The following is a 10,064-nucleotide window of genomic DNA, read 5'->3' as shown; positions in this document are numbered from 1 at the left end:
GATCAGCCGCAGCCCAGAACCCCTACCGCTACGTCGGCGGCACCTACGACCGCACCACCGGCTGGATCAAATACGGCCAACGCTGGTACAACCCCACCACCGGCCGCTTCACCACCCAAGACGCACACTCCTTCCTCGCCGACCCCGCCCAGGGCAACCGCTACGCCTACGCAGGCGACGACCCCATCAACAACACCGATCCCACAGGGCAATTCGGACTGTCGTCGGTGACTAGTGGCATCGCAAAAGGGCTCGACGCTTATGACTGGCTGCAGGCAGGCACTAGCCTGCTGAGCGGAGACATTTCAGGAGCGGCGTCTGGGTTCGCCAGCATCAGCGCCGGAGTGGTGGCCGGTGCCGTATGTGAGGCAGCAACAGCCCCTGAATCCGCCGGACTTTCCACCGTAGGCTGCTATGCGTTCGGTGTGGCCGCATCATATTCAGTGCAGGTAGCTCTGTCGTGAATTAGATGGCTGGGGGAGCGCTCTCTCGAGGAGCGCCCCCCAGCCCCCTTCGAGAGGTGATATTCATTTCCGATAAAATCGAGAAAAACTCCGCTCGCGGCTGGCTGTACCTCGCTGCGGCTTTCTTAGGCTTCTACGTGATTGTTGGATTCATAATGACCGCCAGCGGAAAAAGCGCGGCTTCGGCCTGGGGCGGCACACTCCCTGTATTGATCGCCCCACTCCTAGGCATCGGATTCGTCCGATACCGAAGGCAAAAGCAAAATGGCCTCCGATAGGCCCGACACGAGTAAGCATGGCATCCAATACAAGCGGCAGGAGTCAAAATGACGACAATAAACTTCGCCGCCGGAGGGACGAGCCTGCCCAGTAGCACCGGAACGGATATCGCAATTACCTGCGTGTGCGCCGTCGTAGCAGGCGTAATATTCTTCATCTTCAGGTTCAAAAATAAGAAGTAGCGCGACACTGCAACTCGGGTACGAGGCTGGTCTCGCAACATCGGGGTTAGTACTCCAGTCGTAGTTCGTGATCTTCAAGTCTGAGTTGCTTGTCGTCGGTAGCGGCTGGTCTGGGAGCGGGCCTGGTGGTGACGTCGCCAGTCGGACCAGCCGAGCCGGTGGTCCGTGCCGTAGACGGGTTGTTCGTTGCAGGTGAGCGGGGTGCAGGTGAGCGGGGTGCGGGTGTCGGGTGCGGGGCGGCGGTCGCCGTCGTCCGCGCGGACGACGGCGAGGAAGGCGCACCCAACAGGTGATCTGGCCAACCGTCCGGGGACTCCGTACTGGCTTTCTCGCCAATAATAGAAAACGGGAAAAATGAGCAAAGACACAACACGAACGCTGGTAATATTCATAATTATTTGCGCAGTACTGGGAATCGCTGGCATCACTCAGGGGGTAAACGGAAATGCTGTAATCCTAGCAGCAGGGATCGTCGCTCTCACTTGTGCCCTTGTGATGCTTTTTCTGATTATTCGAGGACCCAAAAAAAGAGTAGCTTTACTCCGACCGCGGATTCCAGAGCAGCCCCTGGTGCGTCGGCGGTTTCGATAGCAATGTCACCCACCACGCCGAAAGAGTGCCGAATGGGAAAACCGGGTCCGAATATGGCGCGGCGAATGGTGATCTTCATCATCATCACGTTCACTGCTGCCGTATTTCTTATCATCCAGGGAAGTAACGAGGAGGGCGCAGGCGGAGTGGCATTCATCTGCGTGGGAATCGTTACGCTCGCAGCCGCCGGAACGCTGACCTATCTCATGCTGCGCGGTCCGCGGCGTGAATGATTCTACTGGGGGCTGGCAGCGGCGGGAGCGAAACCACACAGTCAGTTGACCCGTGAACAACGGTCACCCACGACCGAGCAGTACGGCGCCGACGAACACTCCTGACGGCACGGGCCCTCAGCGATGGGGGTGCCGGTAGCCGGGATGGCGCTGCGGGGTCGCGGTCCCGTCGAGGCGCTTGCGCGGTTTGGCCTTCGGTGTCTCGCGGGCGAGCGCGCCGATCCGGCGCCGCAGTTCCTCGAGCCAGGCCAGCCGCTCCGGGCTGAGCACCAACTGCTGCTCTTGGCCGTCGTCGTCCGTGTCGGCCGGATCGGGAAGGGCGGGCTGCTCGTGCAGCACCACGGCGGTCGACCGGTCCTGCGGCGAGCGCTTGCCGGGACTCACCTCACCACTTGGCGCAGCCTGGTCCGGGGCCGGGTCCCGTGAAACGAACGGGCCCCGGCTGTGCCTGCGGAGTCCGGACGCTACGGATCGCAGCGACTCCCCCACAACCTGTACGAGTGGGTCCACCTGTCGTCCGACGCCATGACCGACGCCCATGCCTACACGCAGATGATGGTGGGCACCAATGGCGCTTTCTTCCAGATGCTGGGCTGGGCGACGACCGGATTCGCCGCCAACTCCATTGCTGCGACGCCGACCGCTACGTCACCCAGGACGGTCGCCCACGCGGTCGGCCTGTTCGGTCAGCCGCTCCCGCCGGGCACCGACCTCAGCAACTGGTGGACCATCGGCAGCCAGTACGCCGCCGAACGCTCCTGACCCAGGCCGCCTGTGCGGCGGCGGAAGCACTTCGCCGCGTGCTGCGGACATGCAGATGCTCCCGGTGCTCGGCACCGGAAGCATCGAAGAGCAGGGCCGCTCGCTCAGCCTTGCCGGGTCTCTCTAGGGCGGTCGACCCGGGTGACCACGGGCGGGTCGTCGCTCTTCTTCTCCGTGCCGACGAGTGCCGGGTTGGCGAAGGTGTCAGCGAAACTCTGCTGCTGAGCCGGTGGCGGCGGTGCCTGACCGGGCTCCCTCGTTCTGTGCGTCGCTCATGGTCACCAGTGTGGACCATGAGGGCGACGAATTCACTATTTGGTAAGGTGAAAGATTAATGCACGTATTATTCGAAGTCCTGTTGGTGGTTGCTGGAACAGTTTTCATCGGTGGCGCGCTCTTTCGATGGCGCAACCGTCAATCGTACGGCGTGAAGTCCCTTTCAGCATCTGTCATGTTGGGTTTGACGGGGTGCTTTGCCCTGGCAGCAGCGGCCTGGCCACCTCTGCTCGGAGGCATGGTTTTGACGGGAATCGCCTTCTGGGCATTCCAGCGAAAAGAGTGACTTTCCCCGGGTGCTGGCGCGGTGATTGCGCCAGCACCCGGCCCTGCCTATGGCCGTGATCCCGTGCCGTTCGGATCCGTGGTCACCGCGTCGACCAACGCCGGCACGTGCGTCTACGCCCCAGCAGGTGATCTGGCCAACCGTTCGGGGAGTCCGCGCTGGCTTCTCGCCAATAATAGAAAACGGGAAAAATGAGCAAAGACGCAACACGAACGCTGGCAATATTCATAATTTTTTTGCGCAGCACTGGGAATCGCTGGCATCACTCAGGGGGTAAACGGAAATGCCGTAATCCTAGCAGCAGGGATCGTCGCTCTCACTTGTGCCCTTGGCTTCAAGGTGCTTCCGCGGCGCTGGGTCGTCGAGCGGACGTTCGGCTGGCTCATGCACCACCGCCGGCCCGCCCGCGACTACGAAACTCACCCTCACTACTCCAAAACCCATGATCAACATAGCGATGATCGACCTCATGAGCCGCAGACTGACCCGGGAATCGATCCACAACTGGCGCGACAACTGAACGGCGGCAGAGTCGGCCTCCTGCGAATCACAGCAGGTAGGGCCACAGGCTGACGCTGTTCCGCTCCACACTGATCTCGACCCACGTTCCATCGACAGCAGTCGATGGCGGCGGGTCGGCGAGGTCGAACAAGATGTGGGTTCCAGCTACTTCCAGCATGGCTCCGCCATCGCCCGTCAGGCCCAGCCGCCCCCGAAAGACAATCCGACCGCCTTCCTCCTCATCCACCCCCGGTGAAAATGAAGTGGCCGGTCTAGTGTTGCCGCCTCAGGCCACGTCCTCTTCAACGGTCCACTCCACATGATGTTCGCGGCCCACTCCCGTCGGATCGCCGCACCAGAACGCCGCAGCGGCACCCACCTCCGAGCGCACTCGAACCGTCGCGCGCCCGTCGGCGACCTGCCTCACCGCTTCCACTTGGATCAACACCCCGCAATCATCCACGGCAGCACCGCGCTGCCAAACACTCCTGCCAGGACAAAACGCTCTTTCAGGGCAAAGGATGCCTTGGCGTCCACTTGCCCCGTCCACTCGCCGACGGCGCCATGGATCCGCCAGGCGGTCTCCCGGGCGTCCTCACTGCTCACGGCTTGGACCACCAGGAGGACTTGTAGCCCTGCCAGTCGTCGAGGCCCGGCTGACCCACCGAGCGCCCCTTGCCGGCAGCTCGAATGCTGGGAACGGGGTGCCGTCGTACGGGGCAGGTCAGCCGATGCCGTAGTTAATAGTGCGGCGTTCGGGTGACGGGTTCCTGCGGGGCGGGCCCGCCGTACGTGTACTCGCCCTTGTTGCCCTCGGTACGGCGGCCGCGATGAAGCTTGGCGACGAACATTCCCCGGTCGAACTGGGCGAAGACACCCATCATCTGGCGCATGGTGGTGCGCATCGGGACCTCCGGGGTCGTCGGGCATGATCTCGCCCTCTGTTATGAGTTCTTACGACGCCGATTTTTTCGGAAGTTCGCCCCCTTCCGCCTCATCAGCGGGCCCAAAAAGGCCGTTGCAGCGATCACTGCGATGATCACAATCAGAGTGCTCACGTGACTCCTTCAGATTGCGAAAGGAAGCCCGAAGGCGGCGCCTCCGGGCAGATGAATTCAGCAGATATTCAGTGGTCTTGGTTATTTTTTCTTGCTTTTCTTTTTCCGACCACAATAATAATGGCGAATATGACGATTAGGCACATAATTCCTATGAGATCGAATACGGGACCGCCCGGCAGTCGGGTTCCGCCTACTGCAATATCAAAACCACTCTTCAATTTCTACTCCTATGGTTAGCGGTGACGAGGGCGGCCACCGATGGTCGGGGCCGCCCTCACCTCGCAGGTTAGTCGGATACCAGGCCGGAGACGTAGTCGCCCGCCAGAGCGGAGCCAGCTACACATCCTGACTCAAAGATGGTTGACAGGCATGCTGTGGGAACTTCGAAGTATCCGATAACAAGTTGCATACGGATTCAACGATGATTCCAGTCGCTGCGCCGGCTCCTTCTTGTCCGGGGTGCCGACGGCGGTGTAGTCCGCCGTCACCACCAGATCCTCCTCGCTGTCAGCCGCCCGCCCTTTTAGCTTTCTACTGTTTGCACCGCTCAAGCCATGCATAGGTGGACCATATGGCGAACATTAGGACTACAAAGAACAAGCACGTCCAAATTGCTTGATGTGCCCCATTGTCCGTGGCGAAAGGCGAGTATTCCCCGCAATGCTACTTTTCCAGTCATGTTCACCGCCGGTATAGTTGGTTCATTTTTTATGGACCGTGGCCAGGTTTTCGCAAATCCGGCCACGGTCCATGGTGAATCTTCTAAAATTTCCCTACCATTTTGAGGACAGTGCCGCCAGCCCCGCCCCCAATTGCGCCGCCAGCGCCGTACCCAACACACGACTCAAGGTCACCTTTTGTGCTTCCACTGTTCATGGAGCTGGCAGTCATTCCGCCCACACAACCACTGAGGAATCCGGCGACATACGGGTTTTGAGTCACCACCAATGCTGTAACTCCGACTGCGGTTCCCAGTACGATTCCCATCGTATCCCCCAGACTGAATGTGCCGTTGGGGTCCGTGTGATTGGTGGGGTCGTTGCCGAAGGCGGTGTAGGGGTTGGTTTCCTGGCCGGAGGGGTCGGTTTGGGTGAAGCGGCCGAGGGTGGGGTCGTAGTAGCGGGCGCCCATTTTGTACGGGCCGGTGGGGTCGAGGTAGGTGCCCTGGAAGCGGTAGGGCTGGGGCACCGCTTCGACGGGGGTCGAGGCGTCCTGGCCGTAGGGGCTGTGGTTGTGGGTGCGGGCGGCGTTGGCCAGGCCGGGGACGGAGCCGTCGATGTCGGTGAGGTAGTAGTACGAAGTGCCCCCGGTTTTCATGGAGTTGAGTGTGCCCTGGGGGTCGCGGGTGTATCCGGTGTCGGTTCCTGCGGTGGTGGAGGCGGCGAGTCCTTCGGGTCCGTTGTGGAAGGTCGTCGCGCCGAGGCTGGTGCGTTCGCCGTTGTCGGTGCCGGAGTACGCGGCGGTGTAGGCAGTGCCGCCAGCGGTGAGGGCGGTGAGCTGGTTGAAGTCCGACCAGGTCTCGCCGGTACGGGCTCCGGCGGATGAGCCGGCGGCGGTTTCGTCTCCTGCTGCGTTGTAGGACCAGCCGGTGGAGGAGCCGTTCTTGGAGATGAGCTGGCTGGCGTCGTTGTAGGCGTAGGTGGTCCTGGTGTCGGGGCACGTGAAGAGGGTGCCGACGCCGGTCATGTTGCCCGCCGCGTCCAGGCAGTAGTGAACGGGGGTGGGGGTGTCCGCTTCAGTGAGCCGGGTTATGGCGGTCGTAGGTGTAGGTGAAGTAAGGCGCCCGGCGGCGTCGTAGCCGTAGTCGACAAGGCCGGTGGGATCGGTGTAGGTGTCGACGTGGCCGTCGGGGGTTTAGGTGAGCAGTGTGGTGGAGCCGTCGGTCAGCGTTCGCAGGGTCTCGCGGTTGAGCTTGTCCATCGCGTACGTGGTGGTGCCGGTGGCGTCAACGCGGGAGCGCTGGTTGCCGTCGCCGTCGAAGGTGTAGGGGACACTGGCGCCGCCGGATGTGACCACCTTCGTCGTGCGGGTGTCGGTGGTCTTGACGAGGTTGCCGTAGCCGTCGGTGTCGAACACCGCGGTGCGGCCGTCGCTGCTCACCGGCGGCCGCGGTGTGCTGGTGGGGGTCGGTGCCGGTCAGCTGCCGGGCGCGGTGGAGCAGGCCGGTGCCGTAGATGCGTTCCGCGGCCGCTGCCCGGCGCATCTGCCGGATCTCTGTCGCGGTCATGTCCTGCGGGCCCGCCAGCTCCGGCAGCCCCTCGATGTCGGCAGCCGGGGGCTCGGGTGTCAGGGCCTGCTCGAGCAGCTGGTCGGCGTCACGCCATGCGGCGGCGCTGCGCGGCTTCTGTCAGGTGCTCTCGCTGCGTTCTTGCTGGTTGCGAAGCTGTGTGCTGCGGTTCTCGGGGGCCGGACACCGCTCCTGGCCGTGCTCCCCGGCCTCCGTTGCACCCCGCGCCGACGTTGTCGGCGAGGTCTTCGCCGACCGCCTTGGGACCGTCTTCCTCGCCATCACAGCAAGCCGGACACCTCACCCAGACGCCAGCCGTACGAGCCAGGGTTAGGGAACCACGGCCGGGCGCGGAGTGTCCTTCAGGGCATCCGCACCCGCAGGAGACCCTGCGGGCAGAGACGAGGATGATGAGGATGCCGGTGAGAGGTCGTATGACGAGATGTGTGATCGCGGGGGCATCGCTGGGCATCGCCCTGGCCGCTCTGTCCGGGTGCGCAAGCGACAGACGCGGGACCGGGGACTCACCCGTGGCGAACCACAAGGGTGACAACGCGCCCGCCGACGTCACCAACTTCCCCGACCACTACGCCAACATCGCCACCAAATGCGTCGCGGGCGCACCCGGCTACCGCGCGTTCGTCACCACCCGCGACGCCGCACCCGTCATACTTCCCGACCCCGGCTGCAAAGGCTGACCCCTCACCGCCGCGCCGACGGGTGCGGGATCATGGGGGGATGCGCGCTGCCCGGCTGATCCGTATGGCCCTGCTGGTCCAGTCGAGTCCCGGTATGACCGCCGCCGCGATCGGCCGGGAACTGGGGGTCAGCGAGCGGACGGTGATCAGGGACGCACAGGCGCTGCAGGAGGCGGGAGTCCCCGTACGGTCGGAGCGGGGACGGGCGGGCGGATACCGGCTGGCGCCGGGGTACCGGACCCGGCTGACCACGCTCGGTCCCGGAGAAGCCGAGACGCTCTACCTCACCGGACTGCCCTCGGCCCTGCGGGACCTCGGACTGTCCGACGCCGCGGACACCGCACGGCTGAAACTGTCCGCGACCCTGCTGCCGTCGCTGCGCGCGGCGGCCGAGTCCTCAGCGCACCGCTTCCACCTCGACGCACCGGCCTGGTTCCGCGAACCGCCGGCCTGCACGCTGCTGCCCGAACTCGCCCGCGCCGTATGGTCCGACCGGACCGTCGAACTCACCTATACACGGCCGGGACGCGACGGCACACCGCCCGCCACCGTGACGCGGCACCTGGAACCGTACGGCCTCGTCCTCAAAGCCGGGGTCTGGTACGTCGTGGGCCGCGTCCCCGGCCCACCGGCAGAACACGAAGACCCGTGGCGGACCTACCGCGCCGACCGGATCACCGCCCTGTCCCCCGGTGCCGGCGAGCCCTTCACCCGCGACCCCGCCTTCGACCTCGCCGCGCACTGGCAGGCCAGGGCCGCGGAATTCGCCCGGGCACTGCTGCGCACCACCGTCACCGTCCGCCTGACCCCCCGGGGACTGGACCGCCTGCCCGCCGTCACCGACCCCGCCGCGACCGGTGAGGCACTCGCCCGCGCCGACGCCCCCGACACCGCGGGCCGCGTCACGCTCCGCCTGCCCGCCGAAAGCGAAGACGTCGCCTTCACCCAGCTCACCCAACTGGGCGCCGACGCCGAGGTATTGGCCCCGCAGGGCCTGCGCGCCCGCTTCCGCGACCACGCGCAGGCCCTCAGCGGCCTCTACGGCCCCCCGCCGCCGGATCAGCGGTAGTCGTCCGCCGTACCGGCCTTCCCCCCGTACCGCACATCCTCGAAATACCCCCACCCGTCCGGCTGGCTGCCGTCGACGTCCCGCACACCGTAAACCCTCGCCAATTCCCCGCTCGACGTCGACGTGCCGTTCCACCGCGCCGACCTCTGCGGATCAGCCGCCAGCGCCGCCACCGCCCGCGCGAGGTAGTACGGCGACTCCGCGACCGCGAAATCCGGCTCCGTCAGGACAGCGTCACGCCAGTTCTCCTCCGACACGCCGAAGTGCGCCAGCATCTGCTCCGACCGCAGAAAACCCGGCGACACCGCAACCGCCGTACCGCCGAACTCCGCCAGTTCCTCACCCAGCCCGAACGCCATCCGGATCGGGGCGTTCTTCGCCAGGTCGTAGAAGAGATTCTCCCGGTAGCGACGGTTCGACACCGCCGTGCCATCCGTCACCTCCACCAGCAAAGGCTCCGCCGACCGCACCAGCAACGGCAGCGCCAACGCCGCGGTGATCACGTGCGAGCGCACCCCCAGCTCCAGAATCCGCAGACCGTCCTCCAGCGGCGTCTCCCAGCTCTTCTTCCCGAACACCGAACCGGTCAGCAGATGCTCACCGCCCCACAGATCGTTCACGAGAATGTCCAGCCGCCCCCGCTCACGCCCGATCCGCGCCGCAAGAGCACGGACCTGCTCCACCACCAGATGATCGGTGGGAACAGCGACGCCGGCACCCCCCGCCGCCGTCACCAGCTCCGCCGTCTCCTCGATCGTCTCCGTCGCCCGGCCGACCTCGCTGACGCGCCCGCGCGTCGTACGGCCCGTCACATACACCACCGCTCCCGCACGGCCCAGCTCAACGGCCAACGCCCGCCCCGCACCACGCGTGGCCCCCGCCACCAGAGCGATCCTCCCGTCCAAGGAACCCGCGGAAGAACCGCCAGAAGAGACGGCGGAAGAGACCGTGGAAGAGACGGCGGGAGAACCGGCGGGAGAGACGTTCCGGCCGGGATCCTGAATGTTCGTGTTCTTGTCCATCCCCCCAACCTCCACCCCAAAGGTGACAACCCCCGTCACCCTTTCCCAGCCGTCACAGAAACCGCGACGACGACAGGTCCAACAACGCCAAACCCACAGCCCTGACACCCCTGGCATCCGGCCCGGGCGACAGCGCCCGGAGCCGCGCTCACCGTCGACCTGGGCAAGGCCACGCGCGTCGGACGCACAGTGGTCCAGGCGTCCGGGGCCACGACCGCTTACCGGATCGACGTCTCATCCGACGGCGCCGCCTGGACGCCCTTCGGCGACCCCGTCGCCGCATCGGGCCCCGCCACCTGGACGGTCACCGCGGCACCGGTGACCGCCCGCTATGTCGGATACACCACGCAGGGCCCGGCGGCGCACCATGTGGTGAGTCTTGAGGTCTATACCGGGTAGCCGCGGGCGACAAT

The 10,064-nt window shown here is 65.1% G+C and carries 14 protein-coding genes and 2 pseudogenes; 7 read left to right on the top strand and 9 right to left on the bottom strand.

What is annotated here, in order from left to right; genetic code table 11:
- Positions 1–464, top strand: a 464-nt coding sequence (locus ACFZAM_RS27380; protein ID WP_391050049.1) for an RHS repeat-associated core domain-containing protein, incomplete at its 5' end; no start/stop codon positions are given.
- 535 nt (positions 465–999) lie between these two features.
- On the opposite strand, the gene ACFZAM_RS27375 is transcribed toward ACFZAM_RS27380, so the two are convergent.
- The gene (locus ACFZAM_RS27375) at positions 1,000–1,227 is read right to left on the bottom strand and encodes a hypothetical protein (protein ID WP_391050047.1); all 228 of its coding nucleotides are present in this window, start codon (positions 1,225–1,227) and stop codon (positions 1,000–1,002) included.
- A gap of 354 nt (positions 1,228–1,581) precedes the next feature.
- Between ACFZAM_RS27375 and ACFZAM_RS27370 the strand changes: the two genes are divergently transcribed.
- Positions 1,582–1,749: a hypothetical protein gene (locus ACFZAM_RS27370; RefSeq protein ID WP_391050045.1), complete on the top strand. Its 168-nt coding sequence runs from the start codon at positions 1,582–1,584 to the stop codon at positions 1,747–1,749.
- A 117-nt stretch (positions 1,750–1,866) separates the two neighbouring features.
- Here the strand turns inward: ACFZAM_RS27370 and ACFZAM_RS27365 are convergent, their stop codons facing one another.
- Positions 1,867–2,133, bottom strand: coding sequence for a hypothetical protein (locus tag ACFZAM_RS27365; RefSeq protein WP_391050043.1), 267 nt, complete (start codon positions 2,131–2,133; stop codon positions 1,867–1,869).
- Positions 2,134–2,274: 141 nt separating this feature from the next.
- On the opposite strand from ACFZAM_RS27365, the gene ACFZAM_RS27360 reads away from it, so the two are divergent.
- A complete protein-coding gene (locus tag ACFZAM_RS27360; RefSeq protein WP_391050041.1) occupies positions 2,275–2,511 on the top strand; it encodes a hypothetical protein in 237 nt (78 codons plus the stop codon).
- A gap of 892 nt (positions 2,512–3,403) precedes the next feature.
- Positions 3,404–3,593: pseudogene (locus ACFZAM_RS27355) on the top strand (IS5/IS1182 family transposase); the annotation flags it as partial.
- 27 nt (positions 3,594–3,620) lie between these two features.
- On the opposite strand, the gene ACFZAM_RS27350 reads toward ACFZAM_RS27355, so the two are convergent.
- The 6 genes from ACFZAM_RS27350 to ACFZAM_RS27325 form a co-directional block, all read right to left on the bottom strand.
- Positions 3,621–3,821 carry a hypothetical protein gene (locus ACFZAM_RS27350; RefSeq protein ID WP_391050039.1) on the bottom strand — a complete coding sequence of 67 codons (201 nt, stop codon included), beginning with the start codon at positions 3,819–3,821 and terminating at the stop codon, positions 3,621–3,623.
- Between the two features lie 39 nt (positions 3,822–3,860).
- Positions 3,861–4,022 (bottom strand): hypothetical protein, encoded by a 162-nt coding sequence (locus ACFZAM_RS27345; protein WP_391050037.1) that lies wholly within the window; start codon positions 4,020–4,022, stop codon positions 3,861–3,863.
- Positions 4,016–4,180 carry a hypothetical protein gene (locus ACFZAM_RS27340; protein WP_391050036.1) on the bottom strand — a complete coding sequence of 55 codons (165 nt, stop codon included), beginning with the start codon at positions 4,178–4,180 and terminating at the stop codon, positions 4,016–4,018. Before ACFZAM_RS27340 ends, ACFZAM_RS27345 begins: the two co-directional genes overlap by 7 nt.
- A gap of 134 nt (positions 4,181–4,314) precedes the next feature.
- The gene (locus ACFZAM_RS27335) at positions 4,315–4,479 is read right to left on the bottom strand and encodes a hypothetical protein (protein WP_391050034.1); all 165 of its coding nucleotides are present in this window, start codon (positions 4,477–4,479) and stop codon (positions 4,315–4,317) included.
- Positions 4,480–5,397: 918 nt separating this feature from the next.
- Positions 5,398–6,321, bottom strand: a complete 924-nt coding sequence (locus ACFZAM_RS27330) for an RHS repeat-associated core domain-containing protein (RefSeq protein ID WP_391050032.1) — start codon at positions 6,319–6,321, stop codon at positions 5,398–5,400.
- Between the two features lie 168 nt (positions 6,322–6,489).
- Positions 6,490–6,735, bottom strand: a complete 246-nt coding sequence (locus ACFZAM_RS27325; protein WP_391050030.1) for a hypothetical protein — start codon at positions 6,733–6,735, stop codon at positions 6,490–6,492.
- 657 nt (positions 6,736–7,392) lie between these two features.
- Between ACFZAM_RS27325 and ACFZAM_RS27320 the strand changes: the two genes are divergently transcribed.
- Positions 7,393–7,560 (top strand): hypothetical protein, encoded by a 168-nt coding sequence (locus ACFZAM_RS27320; RefSeq protein WP_355348527.1) that lies wholly within the window; start codon positions 7,393–7,395, stop codon positions 7,558–7,560.
- Between the two features lie 40 nt (positions 7,561–7,600).
- Complete coding sequence (locus ACFZAM_RS27315) at positions 7,601–8,629, top strand: WYL domain-containing protein (RefSeq protein ID WP_391050027.1); 1,029 nt, start codon at positions 7,601–7,603, stop codon at positions 8,627–8,629.
- Here ACFZAM_RS27315 and ACFZAM_RS27310 read toward each other — a convergent pair.
- Positions 8,620–9,690 (bottom strand): SDR family oxidoreductase, encoded by a 1,071-nt coding sequence (locus ACFZAM_RS27310; protein ID WP_391050025.1) that lies wholly within the window; start codon positions 9,688–9,690, stop codon positions 8,620–8,622. The two genes, ACFZAM_RS27315 and ACFZAM_RS27310, sit on opposite strands and share 10 nt — an antisense overlap.
- Before the next feature lie 84 nt (positions 9,691–9,774).
- Here ACFZAM_RS27310 and ACFZAM_RS27305 point away from each other — a divergent pair.
- A pseudogene (locus ACFZAM_RS27305) lies at positions 9,775–10,050 on the top strand (discoidin domain-containing protein); the annotation flags it as partial.
- Positions 10,051–10,064 lie beyond the last annotated feature (14 nt).

This window comes from Streptomyces sp. NPDC008079 (genome assembly GCF_042957385.1).
GTDB lineage: Bacteria > Actinomycetota > Actinomycetes > Streptomycetales > Streptomycetaceae > Actinacidiphila.
This window is presented reverse-complemented; position numbering and strand designations above follow the sequence as displayed.

Bases quoted from the DNA above. Each gene is read 5' to 3' on its own strand.
- ACFZAM_RS27335 (WP_391050034.1), bottom strand. From the start codon at position 4,479: ATGCGCACCACCATGCGCCAGATGATGGGTGTCTTCGCCCAGTTCGAC.
- ACFZAM_RS27360 (WP_391050041.1), top strand. From the start codon at position 2,275: ATGACCGACGCCCATGCCTACACGCAGATGATGGTGGGCACCAATGGC.
- ACFZAM_RS27370 (WP_391050045.1), top strand. From the start codon at position 1,582: ATGGTGATCTTCATCATCATCACGTTCACTGCTGCCGTATTTCTTATC.
- ACFZAM_RS27315 (WP_391050027.1), top strand. From the start codon at position 7,601: ATGCGCGCTGCCCGGCTGATCCGTATGGCCCTGCTGGTCCAGTCGAGT.
- ACFZAM_RS27330 (WP_391050032.1), bottom strand. From the start codon at position 6,321: ATGACCGGCGTCGGCACCCTCTTCACGTGCCCCGACACCAGGACCACC.